The organism is Halorubrum sp. 48-1-W, assembly GCF_003287355.1.
In the GTDB taxonomy this organism is placed as follows: Archaea; Halobacteriota; Halobacteria; order Halobacteriales; family Haloferacaceae; genus Halorubrum.
The window spans coordinates 12,620-39,563 of sequence record NZ_QMIM01000031.1; the positions used below are offsets into that span (position 1 = coordinate 12,620).

The window sequence follows — 26,944 nt, forward strand, 5'->3', positions numbered from 1 at the left end:
TCACCAAAGATTCATTCGTGGCCGGCACGTCCTCGCGACCAATGCAACTACGCGACGCGCTCGACGACTACAAGCGAAACGCGGGCCACAACCGGCGCTTCCCGGGCGAGCGACGCACCGTCACGGGACGGTTCACGGGCGGTGACGGCCGGCTCGTCCACGTCGCCCCCGACGGCGGACTCCGAGACTTCGGGTACCCGCTCACCGGCATGAGCGGGCTCACCCGCTCGCGGTTCGGGCTGGCCGTCGACGGCGACGTGACCTGGTTCGACCCGTCGCGGGCGCGTCAGCGGTACGTCGACGACACGCCGCTCGTCGAGACGGTCCACGGGACCGACCGCGCGACCGTGCGCCGGTACGACCTCGCGGTCGGGGACGCCCACCTCACACACGCGACCGTCGAGCCCGACCCGGACGCCGACCGCGACGCGGACGACTTCGCGCTCGTCGCGTACGCGGCCTTCGCCCCCGACGGCCGCGACGACCACGTGGGACAGCTCCGCTACGACGACGCGGTCGAGGTGTACCACGCCGACGAACACGACTTCCTCGCGAGCGCCACCGGCTTCGACGACCTCCGCGGACAGCTTCCGCCTACGTTCCCCGAGGTCCTCGACGACGCGCCGATCGACCTCCCGCGCGACCGCGACGCTGCCCGCTACGACGAGGAGCGGCTCTCCGGGGAGGTCGTCGTCGAAGCCCCCGTCGAGGACGCCACGGCGACCCTCGGAACCCTCCTCACGGACCGCTCGGAGACGAACCGCGAGACGGCGCGGAGCCGCCTCTCGACGCTGTTCGCGGAACTCGACTCCCCGGAGGCGCTGGCCGCCGCCGCCGCCGACACGACCCCGACCGTGTCGGCCTCGATGCCCGAGCGGGAGTCGGTCGTCGCGGACCTGCGGGTGTTGTCGTTGCTGTCGGCGGAGAGCGGCCTGCGGATCGCCGGGCCGGACTTCGACCCACACTACCAGCACTCGGGTGGCTACGGCTACACCTGGTTCCGCGACGACGCCGAGATCTCGACGTTCCTCCTCGAGTCGGACGACCGGCTCGGCCTCGGGCTCGACGACTGGCACGCCCGGTCCGCGCGGATGTACGTCGAGGCCCAGCGCCCCGACGGCTCCTGGCCCCACCGGGTCTGGCCGCGGAACGGCGCGCTCGCGCCCGGGTGGGCGAACGCGCGCATCGAGGACGGCCCCGACGTGGACTACCAGGCCGACCAGACCGGCAGCGTGATCGCGTTCCTCGCCCGGGCACGGGGGCGCGACGTCGACGTCGACGGGCTCGATCCGGCCCTCGTCGACGCGCTCGCGAGCCTCGACTCGACCCTCGCGGACGACGGGCGTCCCGTCGTCTGTCAGAACGCCTGGGAGGACTCCGTCGGCCGGTTCACGCACACGGCCGCGACGTTCCTCGAGGCGTACAGCACGCTCGCGCGTCACGGCGCGGGGCTCGCCGGCGACGCCGACGGCCGGTTCGACGACGTGCCCGCCGACCACGCCCGACGGCGTGCCCGGGAGGTGTACGACGCGCTCGACGACCTCTGGGTTCCGGATCGGGGGTGTTACGCGCTCCGCGAGACGGTTCACGGCGACGTCGACGACCGGCTCGACTCCGCGACGCTCGCGCTCGCGAGCGCGCACCACGCGTACGACGCGCTCGGTGACGCTCCCCAGGCCGGGAGCGGCGCGGTCGACGACGGACGACTCGATCGGCTGGTCTCACACGTCGAGCGCGTCGTGGACGGGCTGGCCCGCGAGACGGACGACGTGTCGGGGCTGTTCCGCTACGAGGGCGACGGCTGGCGGCGCGTCGACCAGCCGGTCGAGAAGGTGTGGACGGTCTCGACCGCGTGGGGCGCACACGCCTGCGCGGAGACGGCCGCCCTGCTCGCCGACCACGAGGATCCCCGGGCGGAGCGGTTCGCCGAACGCGCCCGCGACCTGCTCGGGGTCGTCTCGCCGGACGGCCCGCTGTGTGAGCCGACCGGGTACCTCCCCGAGCAGTTCTTCGACGACGGGACGCCCGACAGCGCCACGCCGCTGGGGTGGCCACACGCCATCCGGCTGGCGACGGTCGGGACGCTCGACGCGCGCGGGATGTTGACGGCGGAGCCCGTGCCCGCCGACGACTGAGGAACCGACTCAGGACGACTGAAGAACCGACTCAGAACTCGGCCAGCCCGGCCTCGATCCGGTCGAACCCCTCCTCGATCCGCTCGGCGGAGTTGGCGAACGAGAGCCGGAGGTGGCCGGGCGTCGAGTCGCCGAAGCCGTCGCCGGGCGCGAGCACGACGCCGTGTTCCGTTAGCAGGTGTTTCGCGACGTCGATCGCGGGCGCGTCGAGCCCGGGGTCGAGGTAGGCGTAGAACGCGCCCTCCGGCCGGGGACACGAGAGGCCGTCGATCCCCGCGACGCGGTCGACCACGAGGTCCCGGCGCTCACGGAAGGCGTCGTACATCTCCTCGTAGGGTTCCTGCGGGCCGGTGAGCGCGGCGACCGCCGCGTGCTGGGCGACGCTCGACGCGCAGGCGGTCGTCGACTCGTGGACCCGGGTCACGTCGTCGATCACGTGGTCGTCGCCGGCGAGCCAGCCGAGCCGCCAGCCGGTCATGGCGTACCGCTTCGAGCAGGAGCCGACCGTCAACACGTGGTCCGGGTGGCCGGTGTAGGCGGCGATCCCCTCCGCGGGCCCGTCGTAGGTGAGCCCGAGGTACACCTCGTCGGCGATCACGTAGGCGTCGTGGTCGGCCGCAGCCTCGACGACCGCCCGGCACTCCTCGGGGTCGAAGACCCTGCCGGTCGGGTTCGAGGGCGTCGTGAGCACGACCGCGGCGGTGTCGTCGCTCATCGCGTCGACGACGCGGTCCGCGTCGAGGGCGAACCCGGTCTCCGCGGGCATGGGCACCTCCCGGAACGTCCCGTCCGCGAGCCGCGCCTGCGTCGCGTAGTTCGGCCAGGTCGGCCCGGGGACGAGCAGTTCCTCGCCCGGCGAGACGGTGGCGAGCGTGGCAAGGTGGAGCGCCTCCATCCCGCCGACCGTGACGACGACCTCGTCGGGGTCGTGTTCGACGCCGTAGTCGCGCGCGAGCGTGTCGGCGATCGCGCGTCGGCAGGCGGGCGTCCCGGCGTTGGCGGTGTAGTGGGTGGCGCCGCCGCGGGCGGCCTCCGCGGCCGCGTCGATCACGTGGTCGGGCGTGTCGAAGTCGGGCTCGCCGACCTCGAGTCGGACGAGATCGCCGCCCCGTTCCTGTGCGAGGTCGTACATTACGCGGATGCTCGATCGGTCCGCGTCCCGGACGCGGTCGGTCGGCGTTGGCATACCGTCCCCACGGCGATCCGTCCCAAAAGGGGTTGGGTCGCGGAAATCGTGAGATTTGGGGGGCTCCGCGGCCGACAGTCACACCATGTCGCCACGCACCGACGAGCCCTCCTGGTCGGCACGCTCGGTCGTGAGCGCGTCCGCGACCGCCCCGGCGACGTCGTCGTCGACGCCGAGCGTCGAGAGCGCAGTCGACAACGTCGGCATCGCGAACGATCCCGCCCGAAGCCGATCGAACGCCTCGTCGTCCCGGCGGCCGTCCGCCCAGAGACAGACGCCGCGGGGGTCGAGAACCTCCCCGTACGCCTCCCTCGCGAGCGCGCCCTTCAGCCGCTGGGTCACGTTGTCGCCGAAGCTCGCGTTACACACCTCGAGGTGGACCGGGACGTCGGGAACGTCGCCGGCGGCAGGGTCGGCGGCAGTGCGATCGTCGCCGGGCGGCTCGCCGTCCGCTTCCGGCACGGCGAGCAGTTCCGCCGCGAGACACTTCTCCGGGGCGGCGTACCCGTTGTCGCTGGCGCGGACGCGGTCCGGATGTGCCTCCGCCCACGACGCGCGGACCGTCGTGCCGACGCCCTTGATCCCGTACTCCGCCTCGAAGGCTGTCGCGGCGTCCGCGTCGCTCGCCATCAGGACGTCCTTCGTGAGGTAGACGTCGAGCCGGTCGATCGGGTCGAGCCCGAGCGCCACGTCGCCGAACGCCCACACCTCCCGGACGGGCACGGGCATCTCCTCCTCCTCGACGCGGTCGACGATCGTCTCCAACCGGTCGACCGCCCGGTCCAGTTCCATCGACCCGCGGTACGGGCGGCGGGCTCATACGGGTTGCGCTCGCGGGACCCGACCCGCGAACGCCGGCGGATCCCCTACTCGGCGATCCCCGCCACGCGCCCGGCGACCGACTCCCAGTGGCCGCCCTTCCAGAACCACTGCCCGCAGTCGGCACAGCGCCAGCGACGCCCGGAGGGCGGGTCGTCGGGGACGTATGCTGGAGGGTCGTCGGTGGAATCGGCTCGTTCGAGCGGGCCGTTACAGGCACCACAGCGGGTCGGTTCCGACGCCGTCCTGACGGCGTAGCCGGCGTCGGAGACCTCGCGGAGCTGGTCGAGCACGTCGCGTTCGGTGAGGAGCAACGACTCGTCGACGGCGGCGGCGAGGTCGCGATCGCGGGTAATCAACAGCCGGTTCTCGGCGGTCGCACGCGCCGCGATCCGGTCGTCGTCCTCGATCCCCTCGTCGAGCGCGTACGCCGCGTCGTATCCACAGAACCGGAGGTACGTCGCGAGTTTGCCGCACATCACGTCGAGGAGGACGCGCGGCCGGTCGGCGTGGGCGTCGGCGTGAGCCCCGACGCGGTCGGCGTTCGATTCGGCGTCGACGTCGGAGCCGCACATCTACCCGAGGAACTCGCGGAGTTCGTCGACCGAGTACGTGTTGAGTACGTCGGCAGTCTCGGCCCAGCCGCGACGGGCGGTGTGGACGCCGTACCGGGCGTTGTCCAGTTCGCGGGGCGTGTGCGCGTCCGTGTTCACCGCGACCGTCGCGCCCGCGTCGACGGCTACGCGGACGGCGCTCCCGTCGGCGTCGAGGCGGGCGGGGTTCGCGTTCACCTCGATCGCGACGCCCTCGCGGGCGGCCACTGCCGCGACCGCGTCCATGTCCGGGTCGAGCCCCTGCCGCTCGTTGATCCGCCGACCGGTCGGATGGCCCAGGATATCGACCTCCGGGTGTTCGACCGCCCGGACGAGCCGCTCGGTGGCGGCGTCGGGGTCCGCGTCGAGGGCCGAGTGCGGGGAGGCGACCACGATGTCGAGCGTCGCGAGCGTCGCGTCGTCGGTGGCGAGCCCCCCCTCGGCGTCGATGTTGGCCTCGATCCCGTGAAACACCTCGATCTCGGCGTCGACGGCGTCGACAGCCTCGGCGACCGCAACCGCCTGTTCGTCGATCTCGGCCTCGTCGAGCCCGACGTTCCCGAACACGCCCGGCCCGGCGGCGTGGTCAGTGACGGCGTGGTACTCGTACCCGCGGTCGGCCGCGGCCGTGATCATCTCCGCGATCGTGACCCTACCGTCTGACCAGTCGGTGTGGGTGTGGAGGTCGCCGCGCAGGTCGTCGAGAGCGACGAGTTCGGGGAGGTCGCCGGCGACAGCGGCCTCGATCTCGCCCGCGTCCTCGCGGAGTTCCGGCGGGACGAACGCCATGTCGAGCGCCCCGTAGACGCCCGCCTCGGTCTCGCCGGCGACCCGGTCGCCGACCCGCCGGCCGGCGTCCGGGTCCGCCACGTCGCTCACGTCGAACAGGCCGTACTCGTTGAGCTTGAGCCCGCGGTCGATCGCGCGGTTGCGGACCGCGACGTTGTGCGCCTTCGACCCGGTGAAGTACTGGAGGGCCGCGCCGAACTCCGCGTCGTCGACGACCCGCAGGTCGACGCGGGTCCCGTCCGCGCGGACGCTCGCCTTCCCGGTGCCGGCCTCGATCGTCGCGTCCGCCGTCGGCCAGTCGACGAAGGCGTCGACGATCGGCTCGCGCTCGTCGCTCGCGACGAGGAGGTCGATGTCGCCGATGGTGTCCTTCCACCGCCGGATCGACCCGCACACCTCGACTCTGGAGACGCCGTCGACGTCCGCGAGGTACGCGAGGGCGTCGTCGGCGACCGGGCGGGCGTCACCGAGGCGCGTCCGCTTCCGCGACTCGCGCGCGAAGGGGACGTTCTCGAGGATCGACTCCTCCGTCTTCGCGCCGAACCCCTTCACCTCGCGGATCTCGCCGGCCTCGGCGGCTGACTCCATCTCGTCGAGCGTCGTGATGCCGAGTTCCTCGTAGAGCGTCCCGACGGTCTTCGGGCCGACGCCCTCGATCGCCGTCAGCGCCGCCATGTCGACCGGGAGCTCCGACCTGAGCTCCTCCAACTCCTCGATCTCGCCCGTCTCGAAGTACTCGACGACCTTCGCAGCGATGGCGTCGCCGACGCGGTCTATCTCCGCGACGGCCGCCTCGCCGTCGGCTGTGAGGTCCTCGATCGGGGTCGGGTGCTCGCGGACGTTATCGGCGGCGCGGCGATACGCCGCGGGCTTGTACTCCACGCCCGTCGCCTCGAGTCGGTCCGCGAACTCCTCGAGGAGCGACGCGATCTCGTCGTTCCGGCTCATTCGGGGGATCGTTCGGCCGGACGGGTCTTATACTGTCGGCCGGATGGTCGGTCGCGCATCCGTCACGGGGGGAATCGCTCAGTACAGCCTCAGAACGATCACTTGTAGTGCGGTGGCGCGTGCCTCCGAGCGCCGCGGCCGCGGCGCTCGGAGAACCGCGCGAGGGAGATCGAGGTGACCCGCCGGCGGTTCCGGCGGGTTACCGAGACCGAGGCTGGGGAGGCGTGAGGTGCGGGGCTGTGCGGGGTGGGACTCAAAGGGGCAGTCGCGAGGAGGCCGTAGGCGACACAAGCACCGCAACGAGGGAGCGATAGCGACCGAGTGAGGAGCGCAGCGAGCGTACGGCCTCCTCGCGGCTGGGGCTTTGGAGGTGTTTACCGTGTCGGCAACGCTCCCGTACTCACTGACCCGATCCCCATCCAAACGACCGTACTATTAACGGCCGGCCTCCATCGGTCGATTCACGAGTTCACGAGGCACCGGATCGCCACGAACGGCTCCGAGACGTTCCTCGACTCAAAAAAAAACCGGCTGTTCGACGAGCGCCGTCAGTCGTCGGACGGCGAACTCTGCTGTTCGGTCCGCACCGCCTGCGGCACGAGGTCCTTGCGGCTGGCGTCGAACTCCGAGATCCCGTAGACGAGCCCGTAGAGCAGGCCGACGCCGATCGGCAGGAGGACCAGCGGCGTGATCCGGGTCGCGCCCCAGACGGTCAACAGCGTCGCGGCGACGACGAGGACGGTCACCGCGTAGTACATCTGCGTCCGGACGTGGTCGATGTGGTCCGCCCCGGTGAACGTCGACGCCAGGATCGTCGTGTCCGAGATGGGCGAACAGTGGTCGCCGAAGATGGCGCCGCTGAAGACGGTCCCGACCGCGACCGGCAGGAGTTCGGGCGTGGAGTTACCGATGCTCCACGCCAGCGGGATGGCGATCGGCGTGACGATGGCCATCGTCCCCCAGGACGTCCCGGTGGAGAAGGCGATCACCGCCGAGGCGAACAGGATGACGACGGGCAACAGCGTCGGGGTGACGATGGTCTCCGCGACGCTCGTCACGTAGATCCCCGTGCCGAGTTCGGTCGTGACGGTGCCGATGGTCCACGCCATGACGAGGATGGACGCCGCGGTGATCATCATGCTGAACCCGTCGATGATCGTCTCCATCGCCTCCTCGAGGTCCATCAGACCGCCGAAGAACCCGGAGATGAGGCCCATCGCGACCATCGAGAACGAACCCCACAACAGCGCGTCGACGAACGCGGCGTTGCCGACGATGTCGATCAGTTCCGCGTTCGCGCCGGCCCCCTGGATGCCGGTGTAGGCGGAGCCGGCGAAGACGACGGCGATGAGCGATCCGACGGGGAGGAAAAAGTACCGGAGCTGCGGCGAGTCCGTCACCATATCTCCGAGGCTGTCCTCGGCGCTCTGCATCGGGACGGCGTCGTCACGGAGCACCTTCCCGTGTTGCCACGAGCGGTGTTCGGCGTCGAGCATCTCGCCGAAGTCGCGCCGCGTGATGACGATGATCCCGACCATCACGATGGCGAACAGACAGTACATGTTGAACGGGATGCTCTGGAGGAAGAGGCTGAACGCTCCGGGCGCGTCGACCCCCGCTTCGATCCCGGCGGAGTCGTACCCCTCGCGGATCATGCTCAGCTGGTAGACGACCCAGCTGGAGATGCCGAACGTCGCCACCGGCGCGGCGGTGGAGTCGATGATGTACGACAGCTTCTCTCTGGACATCCGCATCTCGTCGGCCATGTCCCGCATCGTCGTGCCGACGATGGCGGTGTTGGAGTAGTCCCCGAAGAACCAGAGCATGCCGAAGATCCACGTCGCGAGCCCGACCTTCCGTTGGGAGTTGAGCCGGGAGGTGGCGGCGTTCCCGATGGCTTTCGCCCCGCCGAGCCGCCAGATCATCGCGACCCCGCCGCCGAGGAACATCACGATGGTGAGGATCTTGGCGTTGAACAGGCTCTCGCCGAGCGACGACACCGTCCAGTTGAGTGTCTGGATGACCCCGAGGCTCCCCGTGAAGATGATCCCCCCGGACCAGATCCCGAGGAACAGCGAGAGGATCGCCCGGCGGGTAACGATCGCCAGCACGATCGCCAGGAGCGGCGGGACGACCGATATCGCCCCGAAGGTCTCGCCGCCCGTCATTCGTCACCCTCCACACTGTGGCGCGTTTCGAGACGACGACCCCCGTCGATCGGGTCGGTTCTCGGCCCGTACTCCTTCTCGGGTCGGGTAGTTAGACTGTGTGCGTGTATCATGTGCTACTCCCTCCCATGTCCGGTGTAGTGTCGATAGATATGGTACATAAACCCACCGATGTCAGAAGAAAAGTTGTCGTGATAAACACGAGAGGGCGAACGGGTGTCCGGTTCGGCCAGTACTGTTGCTGAGATAATAAGAAGGAGAATCGATCGGCGGATTTCGTCTCGGATCGTCATCCGGAGGATCGCTCCCCGAGGGGGTGGACGCACGGAGCGACGGGCCCGAGGGATCGGGGAGTACATCCTCACTCGGTCGCCCACAGCCCCGTCACCACGACTGCAGCGAGCGTGGTCGAGCCGGCGAGTAGCGCGAACGCGGGACGGAACCCGGCGACGTCGGCGATCGCGCCGACGATCCCGGGCGCGAGCGCGCCGGCGCCCATGAGCAGGGTGCGGACGACGCCGATCCCGCCGCCGGCGATCCGGTCGGGGAGGGCCTCGACCAGGTACGCCCCCCGGACGGGCCGGTAGCCGTGGGAGCCGAGCCCGAGCGCTGCGACGAGGACGCCGAGGACGATCGGGCCGGCGTCGACGAGGAGGACGACGCCGACGAGCGAGACCGCCGCCAGCCCGAGCGCGACCGCCATCACGGGGAACCTGCCGAGCCGGTCGGAGAGGTCGCCGGAGACGAGCTGGACGAACGTGACGGCGAACAGCACCGAGTACAGCAGGCTCGCCGTCGACGTGGACAGCCCGGCAGCTCGCGAGAGGTACAGCGGGAAGAACGCGACCGCCCCGTTGTACGCGAACGAGGCGGCGACCGTGGCGAGCACGAACGCCGTCAGCCGCCGGTCGCGGAACGACGCGAGGTACTCCCGGGCGGTCGGCTCGGGGCCCTCCCGTGGCTCCCCGCGGTCGGCGTTCTCGGGGAGTCGCTTCGGGACGCGCACGGCGAACGCGGCCGCCACCGCGAGGACGACGAGCCCCGAGACGACGAACAGCCCGCGCCAGTCCGCGCCCGGCAACCGGTCCAGGAGCGCGGCGAGGGCGGGGGGCGCGGACACGAAGAGCACGACCGCCGTCGGCGCGGCGACGCCGCCCAACGCCCCGATGGTGTCGTGTGCCCCGAGCGCGCGCCCCGTCCGCGCCGGGTAGACGCGCGCGAGGAGCCGCACCGCGACCGTCTTGTGTGCGCCCGTCCCGCCGCCGATGACGAGCATGAGGGCGGCGAGCGCGAGGAACGGCGTGTCGGCGACGAGCGCGAGCGCCCCGATCCCCGCGACCGCCGCGCCCGCGACGATCACCCGCACCGCGCCGACCCGGTCCGCGAGCGCGCCGCTCGGGAACTGCATCAGCGCGTACACCAGCATGAATCCGGTGTACGCCGTCCCGACCGCGGCGTTGCTCACGCCGTAGCTGGCCTGGAGCGCCTCGAAGAGCGGCGGGAACGCGTATCGGAGGAACTTGCCGAGGAACCACAGAACCGCCGTCAAAAGCAGGACGTCGTAGCCGGCGAGCCGCCTGAAGTCCATCGGCCGCCCTTGTCCGGTCGGACGCTTAAAATGGCGGGAGTCGGCAGGGCTGACCGTCGGGTCGACGGGCGTCGGACGGCGCGGTTCGGTCCCGCCTCCGGCTCATCCGAACGGCCCTTTCCCGCCGCCCATCATGTCGCCGAGGCCGCCACCGCCGCCCATCTTCTTCATCATCCGCTGCATGTCGCCCTCGCCCATCCCCTGGAACTGCTGGATGGTCCGCTCCATCATCGAGTGCTGTTCGAGCAGTTGGCGCACCGTCTCCTCGTCGGTGCCGGAGCCGCGCGCGATCCGCCGGGTGCGCTCCTGGCCGACGACGCGGGGGTTCTCCAGCTCCTCGTCGGTCATCGAGTCCATGATCCGCTCGAACTTGCGCATCCGGTCCTGGGTGACGTCCATCGCGTCGTCCGGGAGCTGGTCCATCATCCCGCCGCCCATCCCGGGGATCATGTCCATCACCTGGTCGAGCGGCCCCATCCGGTTCATCGCGTCCATCTGTTTTTTCATGTCCTTCAGGGTGAACTCCCCCTTCAGCATGTCCTCGGGGTCCCAGTCGTCGTCCTCCTCCTGGGCCTCCTGCATCGCGCGCTCGACGCGCTCGGAGAGCTGTTTGAGGTCGCCCATCCCGAGCAGTCGCGAGATGAACCCCGAGGGTTCGAACCGCTCGATGTCCTGGACCGTCTCGCCGGCGCCGAGGAAGGCGATGGACGAGCCCGTCTCGTTGACGGCGGTGAGCGCCCCGCCGCCCTTCGCGGTCCCGTCGAGTTTGGTGATCATCACGCCGTCGATGCCGATCGACGCCTCGAACTGGCGGGCCTGGTCTTTGGCCCCCTGCCCGATCGCGGCGTCGAGCACGAGCAGCGACCGGTCGGGGTCGACCTCGCGTTCGATCTCCTCGATCTCGGCGATGAGGTCGTCCTCCAGGGCGTGTCGGCCCGCGGTGTCGACGATGCGCACGTCGGCGTCGGCGGTCGCAGCCATCCCCTCGCGGGCGATCTCGACCGGGTCGTCGGCGTCGGGGTCGCCGTAGAAGTCGACCTCCGCCCGCTCGCACATCTGCTTCGCCTGGTCGTACGCGCCGGGCCGGAAGGTGTCCGTCTGGATCACCGCCGGACGGAGCCCCTTCGTGGAGAACCACCACGCCATCTTGGCGGCGGAGGTGGTCTTCCCGGAGCCCTGGAGCCCGGCGAGGAGGATCGTCTGCGGTTCCAACGGCAGTGCGGTGGAGTCGCCGACGAGCGCGACCATCTCCTCGTAGACGATCTTGAGGACGTGGTCGCGGGCGGTCGTGCCGCCGGGCGGTTCCTCCTCCAACGCGCGGGTCTCTATCGAGTCCGACAGCTCCATGACGAGGGAGACGTCGACGTCGGCGGAGAGCAGCGACCGCTGGATCTCCTTGACGATCTCCTCGACGTCGTCCTCGTCGAGCCGCGCTTTCCCCTGGAGCTTGTCGAGGCTACTCCGCAGGGACGTTCCGAGGTCGTCGAGCACCATTTGCCGGAGGTAGACGGTCCACGCGGTAAAGCCTTCGTTCGTCGCGGGAGCGGGGCGGGAGCCGTCACAGCTCCTCCCTTGCCGGGATATTTATGTATCACAGGTATCTGGTTCGCGTATGGACCGCGACCCCGTGAGCCTCCGAGACGACTTCCCGATACTGGACCGGGAGGTCGACGGCGAACCGCTCGTCTACCTCGACAACGCCGCGACGACCCAGACGCCCACCCAGGTGTACGACGTGTTCCGCGAGTACTACGAGGGGTACAACGCGAACGTCCACCGCGGGATCCACGGGCTGAGCCACGAGGCCTCCGTCGCCTACGAGGAGGCACACGAGCGGATCGCGGAGTTCGTCGGCGCGAGCGGCGGGCTCGAGGAGGTCGTGTTCACCAAGAACGCCACGGAGGCGATGAACCTCGTCGCCTACGGCATCGGGATGGAGGAGTTCGGCCCCGGCGACAACGTGGTCGTGACCGAGATGGAACACCACGCCTCGCTCGTCACCTGGCAGCAGGTCGCGAGACGGACCGGCGCGGAGATCCGGTATATTCGCGTCGAGGAGGACGGCCACCTCGACATGGACCACGCCGCCGGAGTGATCGACGACGACACCCGCATGCTGTCGGTGGCGCACGTCTCGAACGTCCTCGGCACGGTGAACCCCGTCGCCGAGCTGGCCGACCTCGCACACGACCACGGCGCGTTGGTCTTCCTCGACGGCGCCCAGTCGGTGCCGAACCGCCCGGTCGACGTGGAGGCGCTCGACGCCGACTTCCTCGCCTTCTCGGGCCACAAGATGGCCGGCCCGACCGGGATCGGCGTGCTCTACGGGAAACGCCACCTCCTCGAGGAGATGGAGCCGTTCCTCTACGGCGGCGAGATGATCCGCCACGTCACCTTCGAGGGGTCGACGTGGAACCGGCCGCCCTGGAAGTTCGAGGCCGGGACGCCGCCGATAGCCGAGGGGATCGCGCTCGCCGCCGCCGCCGACTACCTCGACGGGATCGGGATGGATCGGGTCGCAGCCCACGAGAACGACCTCGCCCAGTACGCGATGGAGCGGCTCGGCGAGCGCGACGACGTGGCCGTCTACGGCGTCCCGCCCGGCGAGGAGCGCTCCGGGCTCGTCTCGTTCAACGTCGACGGCGTTCACGGCCACGACCTCTCGTCGATACTGAACGACCGCGGCATCGCCGTCCGCGCGGGCGACCACTGTACCCAGCCGCTCCACGACCGCCTCGACATCCCGGGCTCGGTGCGGGCGTCGTTTTACGTCTACAACACGGAACGGGAGGTCGACGCCCTCCTCGACGCGCTGGAGAACGCCCGGGAGCGCCGCGACGAGCTGGTCGCGTCCGACCGCTTTCACGACCGCTTTTCCGACCACTACCGCTCGCCGCGGAACGCGGGCACGATCGCCGACCCGACGTTCACGAAACACTCCGCGGAGACCTCCTGTGGCGACGACGGCGAGTTCTACGTGGAGCTCGACGACGACGGGACGGTCGCCGAGATCGGGTTCGAGAGCGAGAGCTGTGCGGTGAGCACCGCGGTCGCGAGCATGGTCTCGGAGGCGCTGACCGGCGAGCCGATCGGGCGTGCGCTGGAGGCCGAAGCGATGATCGAGGAGCTCGTCGACGGCCACTACCCGGACCTGCGCCGCGAGTGCGTTCGAGGCCCCGCCGAGGTGATCGCCGAGGCCGCGCGCGACCACCTCGACGAGCGACGGCCGGTGACCACGAGAACGGACTGACAGCGGAGACGGCCCGCGTCGGTTACCCGTCCCCGTCGATTACCCGCGCGCCCGCCGGGTGGGTGTGACAGACCGTGGGGTCGTAGCCGGCGTCGGAGAGCCCGGTCCCGAGCGCGAAGACGGTGCGACCGAGCATCGCCATCGCCGCGCCCGTCCCGGGTCCGTCGTCGGCCTCGACCGCGTCCACCGCGTCGATCGCCTCGGCGACTTCGGGGACGAGCAACCCGGCCCGCTCCGCGAACTCGCGGGAGGCGTCCATCAGGGTAGGGACTCGTGGATCGGCACGGAGCCGGGAGAGGGCGCGCTCGCCGGCCTCGGTGAGTACGGCGGTGTCGCCCGCGAGCACCGCCTCGGTCGAGAGCTCACCGAACGTGACGTACTCGACGCGGGTGTGTGCGGGGATCCCGTCCAGTTCGCCGTGGCCCGGTGCGCCGGGCTCGACACGGATCGGGATCCCGCCACGCGCCTGTGCGACCACGTCGCCGAGCCCGGTTCCGCGTTCGACCTCGGCCTCGTGAGCGAGACGAACGAGTTCGTTCTCGGAGCGCCCCCGATCGGCGACCGCGTTGGCGGCGAGCGCCGTCCCCAGCGCTGACGCCCCCGAGACGCCGAAGCCGGCCCCGACCGGGAGGTCGGTCTCGAGGACCACCTGCGCCCGCACGTCGAGCGCTGCGAGCACGTCCGCGACCGCACCGATCGATGCCGACTCGCCGTCGAGGGTGAGCGTGGCAGTGCCGCCCACGGCGGACGCGTCGTCGGCCAGCGTGACAGTCACGTCGACGCCGTCGGAGAGGGTCAACCCGGCACCGCGGGAGCCCGCGGCAGCCGGGTCCGCGGCGGGGTGTGCACTGAAGAAGGCGGTGACGTGGCCGGGGACGAACGCGGTCGCCCGCTTCCCGTTCATGTATCTCCGCACGCGAAGCCCCTGATTAACGGTTGTTATCGGCGACCGTCCGCCACCGTAGCCGGTAAGTATCGGCCCCGAGAAGCGGACGACATGCGACGTAGCCTCCGCGCGCCGGTCGCCGCCCTCCTGGCGACGTTCGTCCCCGGCCTCGGACACCTGTTCTTGGGGCGGCTCGGGCGGGCGATAGTGTGGCACGTGACGGTCGTCGGCGGGGCGCTCGCGTTGTACAGCCTCTCGGATGCGGACCCCGTCGACCCGAGCGAGTCGATCGCCGACGTCACAGCCGGGATCCCCCCCGAGATCGCCCTGCCGATATCGGTGCTCGTCGGGCTCTCCGCGGTGGACGCGTTCCTCGTGGCGCGCTCGCAGGCCGCGGAGGCGGACCGGGCCGACGCCGCGACGGCGGCGATACGTCGACACGCTGCGGAGGGAAGCGAGGAGGACGCCGTCGGTCGCCACGGACTCGGGGCGAGAGGTACCGAATCGGACGGCCTCGGGACGAGCGACGCGACGGCGACGACCGCCGAAACACCCGCCAGCGAACCCGCGAACGTCGAGTGTCCGCACTGTGGCCGCGAGACCGACGCGACCCTGGACTTCTGTCACTGGTGTACGGAGCCGCTCCCGTGGGACGACGCCGAGTAGGTGGCTCGTTCGCGATCCCCCATCTCGCCGGGAGCGCAGGAGTCATGTCTACCCGGTCGTAACCCCGGAGAACCGATGTTGTTCGCGGCGCTCGCCACGCTGGTCGCGGGAGTCACCCTCGCGTGTTTCGCCCTCCTGTTCCCGGCGTGCGTCGGGATCGAACGGGTTCAGTCGGTCGCCGAGGACCGTGAACACCTCCGCCGTCGACTCCGGGCGGTCGGTCCCTACGTCGGCGGGCTGGGGGTCGTACTGCTCGTCAACAAGGGACTCCTCGACCGGCTCGAGGCGTTCTCTCGACGGTACGGCGTGGACGCGACCGCGTGGTTCTACGCCGTCGAGGGGGACTTCGTCGCGACCCTCCAGGGAGCGATCCCCGACTGGGGACTCTACTACTTCGCGCCCGTGTACGTGATCGGGTACGTCGTTCTGCTCGTCTTCCCGTTCGTGACGTACCTGTTCGCCGAGAATCCCCGGCCACTGAAGACGCTCGTGGCGGCGTACGCGGTCAACTACACCGCAGCGATCGGCTGTTACGCGGCGGTGCTGGCGTACGGTCCGCGAAACTACCACCGCCTGCCCGGAGCGGACCCGAACGCGGCGCGCGTCGGGGAGCCGCTTCTCGACTCGTTCCGGCAGGTGACACAGCTCACGGCGCGGGTGAACGTCGAGACGAACGTGTTCCCCTCGCTTCACACGGCGCTTTCGGTGACCGTCCTCCTCGTCGCCGTTTCGACCCACGAGGAGTTCCCGCGGTGGACGCCCGTGGCCGCGTTCCTCGCAGGCAGCATCGTGATCGCGACGATGTACCTCGGGATCCACTGGGCGACCGACGTCGTCGCCGGCGTCGCTCTCGCTGTCGTCAGCGTCGCCGTCGCGGGACGGATCGTCGACCGAGCTGGCGGTCGGAGCGTGTGGTAGTTTCTCACGAGGCCGAACGGTTCCCAGCGGAACTGGAAGACGCCGGGCCACACGGAGACGACGTTCGGACGCTTGCCACGGAGTCGTGAAAACTGGAGAGAAAAACATCAGATATATGGTTTTAAAGCGAATATATAAGATACCAAGACTATATCAACCGTTCAGGGAACGTGTCGGATTCGGCGTTCAGCGTCGCCGTCACTGGGGAGCGGTCCCACGACGTCAGTCGCGGATCGCCGGCGACGCATACATTTAACACTCACAGCACCCGATACGTCTCTATGTCTACCGAGCAAGTCGTCCTGCCGGACGTGCGCGTCGACGTCCGCAACATCGGCGGGATAGACGAGACGGCGGTAACGATTCCGTCAGGTGTCTCCGTCCTCACCGGACGGAACGCGACGAACAGGACCTCGTTTCTCCAGGCGCTGATGGCCGGCCTCGGCAGCGACCGAAGCTCGCTGAAGGGGGACGCCGAGGAGGGTGCCGTCACGCTCGAGATCGGCGATGAGACGTACACGCGGACGCTCACGCGGCACGGCGGCACGGTTACGTTCGGCGGGGACCCCTACCTCGACGACCCTGAACTCGCCGACCTGTTCGCGTTCCTCCTCGAGAACAACGAGGCGCGCCAGGCCGTCGCGCGCGGCGACGACCTCCGGGAGATCATCATGCGGCCCATCGACACGGACCGGATCGAAGCCGAGATCGAGTCGTGTAAGCGGGAGCGCGACGAGTTGGAGGACGAGATCGATCGGCTCGACGAACTCGAACGCGAGCGCCCTAGGTTGGAGGAGGAGCGCCGGGAGAAACGTGAAGAGCTGGCCGACGCCCGCGAGGAACTGGCCGACGCACGGGCGCGCTTAGAGGAGCTCGACACCGGCGTCGAGGAGAGTCGGTCACAAAAACGGGAGCTGGAGGACGCCTTCCAGCGCGTTCGTGACGCCCGCTCGGAGCTGGAGGACTTGGAGTTCGACCTCGAGACCGAGCGCTCGACGCTGGCGGAATACGAGCGCGAACGCGAAGAGCTGGAGGCGACGCTCGCCGAGAAGGAGGAGAACGCGGGGAACCCCGACCGGCTCGCGGGGCGCATCGACGAGCTCCGGCGGCGCAAGCGCTCGCTCGACGACACGGTCAGCGAACTCAGCAGCGTCATCGGGTTCAATCAGGAACTGTTGGAGGGTGACGGGCTCGACGTCGTGGGAACCGACGACCCCACGAACGCGCTGACGGCCGACAGCGAGACCGTCTGTTGGACCTGCGGTTCGGAGGTGGAGACCGAACAGATAGAGGGAACGCTCGAGGACCTCCAGCGCCTCCGCTCGGAGAAGCTCGACGAGCGCAAGGAGGTGCGCGCCGAGATCGACGAACTCACCGACAAACAGTCGCAGATCCAGCGGAGGAAGCGCGAGCGCCAGCGAACGAAGAACCGGCTCTCGGAGATCGAAACCGAGACGGAGACCACGCGAGCGCGGATCGAAGAGTTGGAGACGGCGATCGAGGCGAAACGGGACGAGATCGCGGAACTGGAGGCCGAAGCGGAGGAGATCGACGTCGACGGCCACGACGAGGCGCTCGACCTCCACCGCGAGATCAACGGGATCGAGCTCCGGATCGAGCGGCTGGAGTCGACGATCGACGACCTCGACGCCGAGATCGACGACCTCGAGACGGCCATCGACGACCGCGACGAGCTCCGCGAGGAACGCGAGGCGCTCGCCGACAGGCTGACCGAGCTCCGAACGCGTGTCGACCGCGTCGAGGAGGGTGCCGTGGAGGCGTTCAACGAGCACATGGAGACGGTACTCGGGATCCTCGGGTACGACAACCTCGACCGGATCTGGATCGAACGGCGCGAGACCGAGGTTCTGGAGGGGCGTCGGAAGGTGTCTCGAACCCGTTTTGAACTCCATATCGTGCGCTCGGCGCCCGACGGGACGGCGTACGAGGACACGGTCGATCACCTCTCAGAGAGCGAACGCGAGGTCACAGGGCTCGTGTTCGCGCTCGCCGGCTACCTCGTCCACGACGTCCACGAGCTCGTGCCGTTCGTCCTCCTCGACTCGCTCGAATCGATCGACTCGGAACGGATCGCCCGCGTCGTGGACTACTTCCGCGAGTACGGGGACTACTTCGTGACGGCCCTCCTCCCGGGGGACGCTGCCGCGCTCTCGGAGGAGTACGCGTACATCGAGGACATCGACTGACCGACGGTCGATCCACGTACGGAACACCCCGACGTCGGACACGGTCGACCGGACAGGGCTATTACACCGTTAACTTTGTAATGGAGAGGAGGATATCGAGGGTATGACCGCTCGGACCGACAAGCCGGCGACGAAAGTAGCACGGGTTATCCGCGAGTACGATCTGGACGGGATCGGGAGACGGCTCGAGGAGGAGTGGACGGGTGTATCGGGCGAGCGAACCAGCCTCCGTGACCTCGCCGACGAGTTCAACCAGGCCGTCCTGGAGGCTGCGCTCCGCCGGGCGGGCGGCGCTCCGCTCGACTTCGAGGTGGTCGGGACGTACGAATCGCTCCGGTCGGACGCCGGACCGGAGGTGAACCGCGCGCGCCGTCGGCTCGAACGCGAGGGCGTCGACCCGGAGACCGTGGAGGGGGATTTCGTTACCCACCAGGCGATCCACACCTACCTCACGAAGGACCGGGGGGCGACGCTACCCGAGAACGACGTCGACCCCGTGGACCGCAAGGTCGAGACGGTGGAAAAGCTCCAAGGCCGCGTGACCGTCGTGACCGAGAAGGCGGTCTCGTCGCTCGCCTCGTCCGGCGCGCTCGACCACGACGGATACGAGATACTCGTGGACGTCCGCGCCGTCTGCCCCGAGTGCGGGTCCGACTACGCTGCCGGGGAACTGTTCCGACGAGGCGGATGTGACTGCTAAACACGACTAAATATAATATCCACAGTATATATGTTATTTTGGTATGTCTGGTGTCGGTGTATAAACCGTGGGGCGGAGTCGACCCACAACGACTCCTCCCGTCACCAGCCCCCAATTCGCGAGAGATACGCCGCTCGCGGTGTTGCTCCCGGCAGAAGTAGTCCCGGGCGGATTCGAACCGCGAGGACTCGAATCCGCTCGTCCTCTGGGTTCGACCCGCCGAGGATACCCGCGCCTCACGAACGTGTTCGGCGCAAAGTAGTCCCGGGCGGATTCGAACCGCCGTCAATGGCTCCAAAGGCCATTATGATTGGCCACTACACCACGGGACTGCGATCGGACCTAACCGGGCCGGCCTCAAGTAGGTTACTTTCCAGGGTTACGATCCCCGGTCGGAACGGTCGTCCGTGCCCTCCCCGCTCTCGTCGGCGCCGTCGTCGGGATCGCCTTCGTCGTCCGAGTCGCCGCTATCCGATCCGCCACCGAGGAGCGACCCCGTGAACAGGCCCGACCCCTCGTCAGTCCCCTCCCCCACGTCGGATCCCTTCACATCGGAGCCGTCCACGCTCGGGTCGCCGGAACCGTCTCCCGTTTCCGGGTCGTCGTCGAGCCCCCCGGCGACGGGCACGGACGGCGGCCGGTAGGTGTAGACGAACTCGCCGGCGACGGCGTGGAACGCCCCGGTGTTCGGGTCCTCGACGACGCCGGTGTCGTTGTCGATGGAGAAGTCGACGAGGTCGCGTAGCTCCTCGGCGTGCGCCTCCGGCCGGTCGTAGACCGCCGGGGGGAGCCGGACCCGCGTGATCCACTCGTCGAACTCCGAACGGTCGTCGCGGTACGAGAGGTACGCCCGTTCGGCCTCGCTCACGTCGAAGGAGCCGCCGTAGCGCCCGTAGACGAGTCCGGCGGCGCCGAGGAGGCCGACGACCAGCAACGCGGGGCCGCCGACGCCCCGAAGCGGGCCGTACGTCCGCTCGACGGCCTCCGTGACCTGCTGGTCGTCCGAGTCCGACTGGACGCCGGGGTCGGAGACAGTGTAGGTGTCCCCCTCGTGGGAGATCCCGAACTCGACCGAACGCGTGTACGTGACGTCCTGACCGTTGAGCGTGCCCGCCACCTCGACGTCGGTGACGACGAACGTCTCCGTCTCGCCGGGCGACGCGCCGAGCTGCTCGTCGATCGCCGAGACCCGCCCGTCGATCGCGGTGCTGTTCAGCGTGAAGGGGGCGGAGACGGTCTCGCGCGGGTCGACGCCCTCGGCGGTCGTCGAGTCGACCGTCTCGTTCTGCTCCCAGTAGACCACCCCCTCCTCGCCGACGTTTCGGACCACCAGCTCCGAGTCGACCGCGACGTCGACGTCCTCGGCCGAGTCGGCAGCGTAGACGACTTCGGCAGCGACGTCGAGCTCGGGGGCGATCGTCGCGAAGTACGTCTCGCGGTCCGTGAGTTCGTCGCCGATCGAGAAGACGGGGCTCGGCTCGGTCACCTCGGCGCTGTGGGTGTACCCCGTCTCGACGGTCCACGAGGAGACGGTTCGCGTCTGCGTCTCCGTGCCTGGATCGACGTGGGTCGTGTAGACGAGCGCCCCGCCGGCGACGGCGACGAGGAGACAGACGACGAGGAGGACGGTGAACTGTGCGTCGAGGAACGCGCGGAGTCGAAGCCGGGTGTCGTCGGGTCCCGCGGACGTGTGATCGTCGGGGTCTGGAGGCGTGCTCATGGGTATCAGTAGAGTTTTCGGAGGAGGCGTCGGTGGAGCGGGGTCGTCCGGCGCGACTCGCGGCTCCGGAGCCGTGCCGGCTCGCCACGGAGCAGGGCGAAGCCGGCGAGGAGGATGCCACCGCCGAGCAGGGCGTCGATCGCGACGATCGGGGCCCACGGGTGGACCTCGTAGAGGCCGTCGATGACCGCCGGCGGCAACACCGCCAGGTACCGGTGCTCGACCACGAACATCCGGTAGTAGCCGGTCTCGTCGGGGGCCGTCAGCGTCACCGTGGTCGACCCCTCACTGCGGGGGCCGACCGCGACCCGCTGGGGTTCGACGGTCACGCCGGGGCTCGCCGGGGTGACGTACGTCCGAACCGGAACGAGCCCCGCGTTGGGGACGACGTACTCCACCTCCTGGCTCGTTCCCCGCTCGATTACGGTGGGCCTGTCGGACTCGAACTCCGCGCTGACGACGCCGTACTCCTGGGTGCCGCCGGGAACGACCATCGCCGCCGTCGCGGTCGCCATCAACACGAGCGCGAGCACGGCGAGGATGGCCGTCACCGAGGTGCCGTCGTCGCGGGAGCGGTCCCGTTCCGGGCGGTCGCGGGTCGATCCCGTGAGCACCCAGTCGGCGACGTACGCGACGATCGAGAGCCCGAAGAGGAGGTACGCGAGCCCCTGGGTCCCCTGGAACGACCTGACGCCGAACGTCACCGCGAGCCACGTCTGGACCCCCTCCATCGACGACTGGAACGCCATGGCGACCGTGCCGAGGTGCGGGATCACGACCACGTTTCCGCCGACGGCGAGCGCCTTCGCGACGACGTCGGCCTCCTGGACGACCGGCTCGCCGCCGTCCTGGTCGGTGAAGGGGTTGTTGTCGCCCTGCGTGATGTAGCCGCGTTCGGTCTCCTCGACGACCCGGTGGGTCGTGAGCCCGCCGCCCTCGATCTCCTGGGCGTCGAAGGTCACGACGTCGCCGACGCCGATCCCCCCGGCGACCGGCGCGGGGATCGCGACGAACCCGTCACCGGGGGCGAGCGTGGGCTGCATGCTCCCCGTCTCGACGAAGCTCAGGAGGATCGGCTGGCCGAGGAACTGCCCGACGACGAGCGAGAGCACGACGAGGACCGCCGCGACCTGTAGGCCGATCGAGAAGAATCGTCGGGGAGACATGTGTCAATCAGGAAGCAACCGGGTTCGATAGTACGCAATCATCGGTGTGTGATAAATTCGCTGGTCGTGTCAATCGGTTCGGGGTTCGGAGCGACCCCCGGGTCGGGGCGACCGGTCGTCGAAGACGCCCACTGCGAGCAGCGTGTACGGCCCGATGAACCCGAGACAGAAGCCGAGGAGGTGAACGTAAAGGTTGATCACGCTCCCGTCGACCGACGGCTCCGCGGGGAACCCGACGACGGGATACGCGACCGCCAGGACCGCGCCGCCGACGAAGAGGTCGCCGAACCCGCGCCGGTCGACCACCCGACCGAGGCCGTCCCGAAGTGACGGTCGGCGCGCCGGCGGGGTCGACAGCACGCCGAGCGCACCGAGAAGCACTCCGCCGAGGAGGACGCCCGGGCCGACGAGTCCCGGCAACTCGGTCGAGGCCGGCAACGCCAGCGTTCCGATCCAGCCGGCGACGACGAGGAAGGTCGCCGGGAGCAGTCGAACCGCCGTGGAGTCGGAGAGCGGGACGCGGTCCGGTGTCTCGGATCGCGGCGGCAGGTCCGGTGTCTCGGATCGCGGCGGCAGGTCCGCGGACGCGAGGCCACGACCCGAGAGGTGCGTGTGGACGAACACTGCGAGCAGAAGCGGGAGAAGTCCCGCGAACGCCATGTTTATGCCGGAGAAACCGAAGCCGATCGCCCGCCGCGGGACGGCGAGGTTCAGCGCGGAGAGCGCGAACGGGAACGCGAGACAGAACGTCGCGAAGGCGGTAAAGAAGAACCGACGCCGTCCGGCGGCCACCGCCAGCAGGTAGCCGACGCCCGCGAGCAGGGCGTAGGCGAAGACGTTCGCGAGCAGGTGATCGGCTTCGAGGTGGACGTAGTGGGCCGTGAACGCCGATCGGACGGTCGGGTCGTGGTACGCGAACGCGAGCGATCGGCGGGTCGCCTCCGGGAAGGCGAAGACCGCGAGGAGCGCGACCGGCACGGCGAACAGGACGAGGAGGTCGACGGTCCGGACGCGCGCGAGGAGCGTTTCCAGGAGCGTCGAATCGTCGTCACGGGCCGTCGGATCGTCCCCGCCGTCGGCCGTATCGAGCGAAGTCGCCGTCACGAATCCGCCCTCGATCGGCCGGGGTATATTCCTGTCGCCCCGAGTACATCCTCGGCGACCGATGGCTTCGGTGACGAACGGGACGGTCGAACCCGCCGAGGGGACCGGGTCGGACACGGGAAGGGAGGGCTCCAACGGGCGCACGGTCAGGACCGTGGCACCCGGCGGAACAGTGCCAGCACCCCGAGCAGCAGGGCGATCAGGCCGGTGACGCCGGCGAGCGCTTCCAACCCGAACCCACCGGGTTCCTCGAGGGAGGGGTTCCTCGGGGCGTCGTCGGTCTCGTCGCCGTCACTCCCTTGCTCCGCGTCGTCCGAGCCCGTGTCCTCACCGGCCGGGTCGGTTCCCGCTTCGGTTCCACCGTCGCCCGAGTCGGTCCCGTCACCGACGACGAGGGGTCCGGCAGAGGTCCCGTCGACCGCGAGGTCGTACACGCCGTCGGCCCCGAACGCGACCGGGAACGTGACGGTCGTCGACTCGCCCGGGGCGAGTTCCACGTCCGTCGACGCGAGGGTCTCGCCGTCGGCAGTGAGTGCTACGGTCTCCTCGCCGGCCGTGCCGCCGGTGTTCTCGACGGTCGCCGTCACGGTCGTCTCGCCCCCGGCCTCGACGGCGTCGTCGGCGAGGTCGGCGTCGCTGACGCCGATCCGATCGATGTGGGCCGCCACCGCGAACGTCGAGAAGTCGCGGGTGGCCGCGACGAAGTGGACCCGATCCGCGGGGAGCCCACGACTCTCGACGGCCTCCTCGTCGAGCACCTCGATTTCGCGGGGTTCCCAGTCATCGGACCCGTCGTCGTCGCTCCGGCGGAGGACGGCCACGTCCTCGGGGTCGGTGTCGCCGAGGGCGTCGCGGTCGATACTGAACCGGAGGCGCATCGACTCGACGCTCTCGGGGTCGAAGTCGTACGCGAGAGAGAGGTAACCGAGCGGGATCGGCTCCTGTGGCGCCTCGAGCTCGCCAGCCTCCGCGAACGGCTCGGGGCTACCGTTGGCGGTCATGTCGACGCTCTCGACCGAGACACCCTCGAGGTCGAGGCGGTCGAGCGTGACGTCGGTACCGTTGATCGGTATCCGGTCCGTCTCGAACCGGACCGTGTCATCCAGGTCGATGCCGGTCGCGTTGAGGCTTCGCTCGGCTCCCGACCCCGTGACGAGGACCCTCGGACCCGACGACTCGGAGTCGTCGTCCGCGGTCGTCGCCGTCATCGCCGTCGACTCCGGGTCCGTGACGTTCGCGTGGATCGAGAACTCGCCCGGGCCGAGGCTCGTGCCCGCCTCCGCGCCGTGCGTGTCGAACCGGAGGCCGACCGAGACGGACTCGTTGGGACCGAGGGTGACGCCGTTCGTCTCGTTCTCGATCGGGCCCTCCGCATGGACGAACGTCAGGTTTCCGTCGTGGTCGCCGCCGTCCCGTTCGATCCATACCTCAGCGCTCCGGTCGGCGGTGTAGGTGATCGTGAAGACGTCGTCGATGGTCCCCTCGGCGTCGACGTTGACGCCCTCGAAGCTGGCGTTCCGGAGGTTCGGGTTCGTCGCCGAGACGTCGATCACGATCTCGTCGTCGTCGTTCAGGTACGCGTAGTCGCCGTTGGGGCCGTCCGCGGGCTGGACCGCGACGCGATCGTCCGCGAGGGTGTCGGCCTCGCCATCGAGGACCGTCGCGCCCGTCGCGAACGCGAGCGACCCTACAGCTACGAGGAGGACGGCGAGGATCACGGTACGGCGGGCGGTCGGCATACGGCTGTCGAAGAGGGGTTAGTCACCAGGGGGTGTAGTTATGGGGAGTCTGAACTCGGCGAAGGGTGACCACGTTCGCGAGGCGAACGGGGGAGAGGCCGTCCGCTCGTCGCGAACGCGGGAGCGTTCCGAACTCGTCCGCAGACCGGTGTGAAGCGGGTACGAGAACGGGTTTCAGGCTCGGCTTGAAGGCCGGTCGCCGGCCGTTCAGGAGTGGTCTGAAGCCGTGAGATCCGGCAAAGTACGTGTAAGTTTTTGGGTAGATACCCGCGATTTCCGATTTTGATTCGAAAATAATCAGATCAGATAACGGCGTTTTCAGGCCTCTGAACGCGGAAATTCTGGATTTAGCCGATCGATCCGTATCCGTATTATATTCCCGGTGAATTTTCAATTCCACATCACGATCCGAGGATTTATGTAGTCCAATTCATATGTGTCAGACGTAAATGGCGTCGGCACAGCAGATCGACGGGGGGCCCTCTGACGTCGGTATCGACATCACCGACGACGAGCTGTACGAGGTGCTCGCGAACCAGCGTCGACGGTTCGCGGTCCACCTGTTGAAACGGGAAGAACAGACGATGGAGATAGGCGAGATGGCCGAGCAGATCGCGGCCTGGGAGAACGACGTCGACATGGCGGAGATCACGGGCAGCGACCGCAAGCGCGTCTACACGGCGCTCCAGCAGTCGCACCTGCCGAAGATGGACCGTGCCGGCGTCGTCGAGTTCAACAAGGACCGCGGGGTCATCGAGCCCACCGAGGCGCTCCGGAACGTCGACCTGTACATGGACGTGGTCGAGGGCAAGGAGATCCCCTGGAGCGAGTACTACCTCGGCTTATCGGGGGTCGCGCTCGCGCTCGTCGCGGCGGTGTGGGTGGGCGCGTGGCCCTTTACCCTGCTCCCGCCGCTCGCGTGGGCGCTGGCGATCGTGGTCTCGTTCATGTTCTCCGCGGCCGCACACAAGTACTACACCGAGGAGATGAAGGTCGGGGAGCTGGAGGAGCCGCCGGAGCTCCGGTGAGAGCGGTATCGACCTGCTCGCTTCGGTTTCAGGCACTCCGTACCGGTCTTCCGGCGACGCATAACCATACGGATAGACCACGTTGACCGATCCGAGAGGGGCCATATGAAACGACGAAACCTCATCCTCCTGGTCGGCGGTGCGAGCTCCGGCGCGATGAGCGTCGGGACGGGGGCGTTCAGCAGTATGGAGGCCGAGCGTGGGGTTTCGGTGAACGTTACGAACGACGAGGACGCGTTTATCCGGTACGAGAAGCCGAGCGACGGTGCGGAGACCGAGGACGGCGAAGAGATCACGCTCGTTCGAATTCGGAACCAGTTCGGTGGCACCCAGGAACTCGCCTTGGTCGGCGTCGAATACGAGGACGAGGACGCATTGCGAAACGTCGCCGTCGAGCGATACGAGGTCCCCGAGGATCCCGACGAGGAATTCGACGAGGAGCACTTCGCCGACGTCGACGAGGACCACGTGGCGATCGAACGCGGCTCGACGAGTAGCGGCTTCCCGGACGCGAACGACGCCGACGCGTTCGGCCCGGGCGAATGGGTTCGGATCGTCGCGGACGCGCACGTTCCGGCCGGCGAGAGCGTCGACGTCGAAGTGACGGTCACCCTGAAAGGCGTCAAGGGAAGCATCAGCGCGCAACTGTTCGGCGGTACACGGGAGTTCGAAGTGACCAGTATCGAACCGGTATCGGAGGTCACCTTCCGCGGAGCCGGAAACGCGGATGCGTCCGCGGGAGGGCGCACGCTCGAAACGGAAGCGTGGTTCGTCGAGCCGGGTGAGAACACCGATCTCGATCTCGACGACGCCCGCGTGGAAGGTTCGTTCCATTGGAACACCGAAAAGAAACTGAAACACTCGTTCGACGGAACCCCGAGCGGAAATCTCGTCGCCGTGTACTTCACCGAGACCAATCAAACGTTCGTTCATCCCGAATACGACGTGGACGACGGCGAGCTACCCGATAGCTGGGGAACCGGAGCAGGACAGGAGATCGTCGAGGGATCGTACCAGAGTTCGTCGGAATCGACTGAGGACGACGAGAACGGCGACAGCGATAACAGTAGCAACGACGAGAACGGCAACAGCGGCAATAACAGCAACAGCGACAATAGCGGCGACAGCAACAACGACGAGAACGGCAACAACGACAATAACGGCGACAGCAACAATAACGGCGACAGCAACAGCGGCAACTAAGCGTACAACGGATTCACGACGCTTTCTGACGACACGACCCGCATTTTTCCGACGTATTTTCGACGTTTCATCGTACAGCGTCGAGGATTCGCAAAGAGAGAGGATCGAGATCCCGATCTGGTGAACGACAC

General features: G+C 68.8%; 20 protein-coding genes and 1 tRNA gene. 8 read left to right on the top strand and 13 right to left on the bottom strand.

What is annotated here, in order from left to right:
- Nucleotides 1-41 precede the first annotated feature (41 nt).
- Nucleotides 42-2,135 carry a glycoside hydrolase family 15 protein gene (locus DQW50_RS13785; protein WP_112079850.1) on the top strand — a complete coding sequence of 698 codons (2,094 nt, stop codon included), beginning with the start codon at nt 42-44 and terminating at the stop codon, nt 2,133-2,135.
- A 31-nt stretch (nt 2,136-2,166) separates the two neighbouring features.
- On the opposite strand, the gene DQW50_RS13790 is transcribed toward DQW50_RS13785, so the two are convergent.
- The 7 genes from DQW50_RS13790 to DQW50_RS13820 all read right to left on the bottom strand — a co-directional run bounded on the left by DQW50_RS13790 (nt 2,167) and on the right by DQW50_RS13820 (nt 11,720).
- The gene (locus DQW50_RS13790; RefSeq protein ID WP_112079851.1) at nt 2,167-3,321 is read right to left on the bottom strand and encodes a pyridoxal phosphate-dependent aminotransferase; all 1,155 of its coding nucleotides are present in this window, start codon (nt 3,319-3,321) and stop codon (nt 2,167-2,169) included.
- Between the two features lie 78 nt (nt 3,322-3,399).
- Nucleotides 3,400-4,113 (bottom strand): hypothetical protein, encoded by a 714-nt coding sequence (locus DQW50_RS13795; RefSeq protein ID WP_112079852.1) that lies wholly within the window; start codon nt 4,111-4,113, stop codon nt 3,400-3,402.
- 74 nt (nt 4,114-4,187) lie between these two features.
- Nucleotides 4,188-4,715, bottom strand: coding sequence for a Mut7-C RNAse domain-containing protein (locus DQW50_RS13800; RefSeq protein WP_112079853.1), 528 nt, complete (start codon nt 4,713-4,715; stop codon nt 4,188-4,190).
- Entirely contained in the window at nt 4,716-6,470 is a 1,755-nt protein-coding gene (polX, locus tag DQW50_RS13805; RefSeq protein WP_112079854.1) for a DNA polymerase/3'-5' exonuclease PolX, read from the bottom strand. It abuts the gene before it with no gap.
- A gap of 548 nt (nt 6,471-7,018) precedes the next feature.
- Nucleotides 7,019-8,638: a Na+/H+ antiporter NhaC family protein gene (locus DQW50_RS13810; RefSeq protein ID WP_112079855.1), complete on the bottom strand. Its 1,620-nt coding sequence runs from the start codon at nt 8,636-8,638 to the stop codon at nt 7,019-7,021.
- A gap of 361 nt (nt 8,639-8,999) precedes the next feature.
- Nucleotides 9,000-10,226: an MFS transporter gene (locus DQW50_RS13815; RefSeq protein ID WP_112079856.1), complete on the bottom strand. Its 1,227-nt coding sequence runs from the start codon at nt 10,224-10,226 to the stop codon at nt 9,000-9,002.
- A 102-nt stretch (nt 10,227-10,328) separates the two neighbouring features.
- Complete coding sequence (locus DQW50_RS13820) at nt 10,329-11,720, bottom strand: signal recognition particle protein Srp54 (RefSeq protein ID WP_112079857.1); 1,392 nt, start codon at nt 11,718-11,720, stop codon at nt 10,329-10,331.
- Nucleotides 11,721-11,838: 118 nt separating this feature from the next.
- Here DQW50_RS13820 and DQW50_RS13825 point away from each other — a divergent pair, with 118 nt between their 5' ends.
- On the top strand, nt 11,839-13,476 hold the full coding sequence (locus DQW50_RS13825) for a SufS family cysteine desulfurase (protein WP_112079858.1): 1,638 nt from the start codon (nt 11,839-11,841) through the stop codon (nt 13,474-13,476).
- Between the two features lie 22 nt (nt 13,477-13,498).
- Here DQW50_RS13825 and DQW50_RS13830 read toward each other — a convergent pair whose 3' ends face one another.
- The gene (locus tag DQW50_RS13830) at nt 13,499-14,380 is read right to left on the bottom strand and encodes a pantoate kinase (RefSeq protein ID WP_112079859.1); all 882 of its coding nucleotides are present in this window, start codon (nt 14,378-14,380) and stop codon (nt 13,499-13,501) included.
- 93 nt (nt 14,381-14,473) lie between these two features.
- Here DQW50_RS13830 and DQW50_RS13835 point away from each other — a divergent pair, with 93 nt between their 5' ends.
- From DQW50_RS13835 to rdfA, 4 genes are all read left to right on the top strand, one after another.
- Nucleotides 14,474-15,028, top strand: coding sequence for a zinc ribbon domain-containing protein (locus DQW50_RS13835; RefSeq protein ID WP_112079860.1), 555 nt, complete (start codon nt 14,474-14,476; stop codon nt 15,026-15,028).
- 75 nt (nt 15,029-15,103) lie between these two features.
- A complete protein-coding gene (locus DQW50_RS13840; RefSeq protein ID WP_112079861.1) occupies nt 15,104-15,946 on the top strand; it encodes a phosphatase PAP2 family protein in 843 nt (280 codons plus the stop codon).
- A 281-nt stretch (nt 15,947-16,227) separates the two neighbouring features.
- Nucleotides 16,228-18,153, top strand: coding sequence for an archaea-specific SMC-related protein (locus DQW50_RS13845; protein WP_112079862.1), 1,926 nt, complete (start codon nt 16,228-16,230; stop codon nt 18,151-18,153).
- 103 nt (nt 18,154-18,256) lie between these two features.
- Nucleotides 18,257-18,853, top strand: coding sequence for a rod-determining factor RdfA (rdfA, locus tag DQW50_RS13850; protein WP_112079863.1), 597 nt, complete (start codon nt 18,257-18,259; stop codon nt 18,851-18,853).
- 259 nt (nt 18,854-19,112) lie between these two features.
- Here the strand turns inward: rdfA and DQW50_RS13855 are convergent.
- From DQW50_RS13855 to DQW50_RS13875, 5 genes are all read right to left on the bottom strand, one after another.
- Nucleotides 19,113-19,185: transfer RNA gene (locus DQW50_RS13855), tRNA-Gln, on the bottom strand.
- A gap of 47 nt (nt 19,186-19,232) precedes the next feature.
- Nucleotides 19,233-20,573 (bottom strand): DUF5305 domain-containing protein, encoded by a 1,341-nt coding sequence (locus DQW50_RS13860; protein WP_112079864.1) that lies wholly within the window; start codon nt 20,571-20,573, stop codon nt 19,233-19,235.
- A gap of 5 nt (nt 20,574-20,578) precedes the next feature.
- Nucleotides 20,579-21,739: a signal peptidase I gene (locus DQW50_RS13865; protein ID WP_112079865.1), complete on the bottom strand. Its 1,161-nt coding sequence runs from the start codon at nt 21,737-21,739 to the stop codon at nt 20,579-20,581.
- Between the two features lie 69 nt (nt 21,740-21,808).
- Nucleotides 21,809-22,843, bottom strand: a complete 1,035-nt coding sequence (locus DQW50_RS13870) for a hypothetical protein (RefSeq protein WP_241964435.1) — start codon at nt 22,841-22,843, stop codon at nt 21,809-21,811.
- A gap of 146 nt (nt 22,844-22,989) precedes the next feature.
- Nucleotides 22,990-24,582 carry a CARDB domain-containing protein gene (locus DQW50_RS13875; RefSeq protein WP_112079866.1) on the bottom strand — a complete coding sequence of 531 codons (1,593 nt, stop codon included), beginning with the start codon at nt 24,580-24,582 and terminating at the stop codon, nt 22,990-22,992.
- A gap of 449 nt (nt 24,583-25,031) precedes the next feature.
- On the opposite strand from DQW50_RS13875, the gene DQW50_RS13880 reads away from it, so the two are divergent.
- Entirely contained in the window at nt 25,032-25,610 is a 579-nt protein-coding gene (locus DQW50_RS13880; RefSeq protein ID WP_112079867.1) for a hypothetical protein, read from the top strand.
- Nucleotides 25,611-25,715: 105 nt separating this feature from the next.
- On the top strand, nt 25,716-26,813 hold the full coding sequence (locus tag DQW50_RS17645) for a hypothetical protein (RefSeq protein ID WP_127341339.1): 1,098 nt from the start codon (nt 25,716-25,718) through the stop codon (nt 26,811-26,813).
- The last annotated feature ends 131 nt before the right edge of the window (nt 26,814-26,944 follow it).

Bases quoted from the DNA above. Each gene is read 5' to 3' on its own strand.
- DQW50_RS13785 (WP_112079850.1), top strand. From the start codon at position 42: ATGCAACTACGCGACGCGCTCGACGACTACAAGCGAAACGCGGGCCAC.
- DQW50_RS13790 (WP_112079851.1), bottom strand. From the start codon at position 3,321: ATGCCAACGCCGACCGACCGCGTCCGGGACGCGGACCGATCGAGCATC.
- DQW50_RS13795 (WP_112079852.1), bottom strand. From the start codon at position 4,113: ATGGAACTGGACCGGGCGGTCGACCGGTTGGAGACGATCGTCGACCGC.
- DQW50_RS13800 (WP_112079853.1), bottom strand. From the start codon at position 4,715: ATGTGCGGCTCCGACGTCGACGCCGAATCGAACGCCGACCGCGTCGGG.
- polX (WP_112079854.1), bottom strand. From the start codon at position 6,470: ATGAGCCGGAACGACGAGATCGCGTCGCTCCTCGAGGAGTTCGCGGAC.
- DQW50_RS13810 (WP_112079855.1), bottom strand. From the start codon at position 8,638: ATGACGGGCGGCGAGACCTTCGGGGCGATATCGGTCGTCCCGCCGCTC.
- DQW50_RS13815 (WP_112079856.1), bottom strand. From the start codon at position 10,226: ATGGACTTCAGGCGGCTCGCCGGCTACGACGTCCTGCTTTTGACGGCG.
- DQW50_RS13820 (WP_112079857.1), bottom strand. From the start codon at position 11,720: ATGGTGCTCGACGACCTCGGAACGTCCCTGCGGAGTAGCCTCGACAAG.
- DQW50_RS13825 (WP_112079858.1), top strand. From the start codon at position 11,839: ATGGACCGCGACCCCGTGAGCCTCCGAGACGACTTCCCGATACTGGAC.
- DQW50_RS13830 (WP_112079859.1), bottom strand. From the start codon at position 14,380: ATGAACGGGAAGCGGGCGACCGCGTTCGTCCCCGGCCACGTCACCGCC.
- DQW50_RS13835 (WP_112079860.1), top strand. From the start codon at position 14,474: ATGCGACGTAGCCTCCGCGCGCCGGTCGCCGCCCTCCTGGCGACGTTC.
- DQW50_RS13840 (WP_112079861.1), top strand. From the start codon at position 15,104: ATGTTGTTCGCGGCGCTCGCCACGCTGGTCGCGGGAGTCACCCTCGCG.
- DQW50_RS13845 (WP_112079862.1), top strand. From the start codon at position 16,228: ATGTCTACCGAGCAAGTCGTCCTGCCGGACGTGCGCGTCGACGTCCGC.
- rdfA (WP_112079863.1), top strand. From the start codon at position 18,257: ATGACCGCTCGGACCGACAAGCCGGCGACGAAAGTAGCACGGGTTATC.
- DQW50_RS13860 (WP_112079864.1), bottom strand. From the start codon at position 20,573: ATGAGCACGCCTCCAGACCCCGACGATCACACGTCCGCGGGACCCGAC.
- DQW50_RS13865 (WP_112079865.1), bottom strand. From the start codon at position 21,739: ATGTCTCCCCGACGATTCTTCTCGATCGGCCTACAGGTCGCGGCGGTC.
- DQW50_RS13875 (WP_112079866.1), bottom strand. From the start codon at position 24,582: ATGCCGACCGCCCGCCGTACCGTGATCCTCGCCGTCCTCCTCGTAGCT.
- DQW50_RS13880 (WP_112079867.1), top strand. From the start codon at position 25,032: ATGGCGTCGGCACAGCAGATCGACGGGGGGCCCTCTGACGTCGGTATC.
- DQW50_RS17645 (WP_127341339.1), top strand. From the start codon at position 25,716: ATGAAACGACGAAACCTCATCCTCCTGGTCGGCGGTGCGAGCTCCGGC.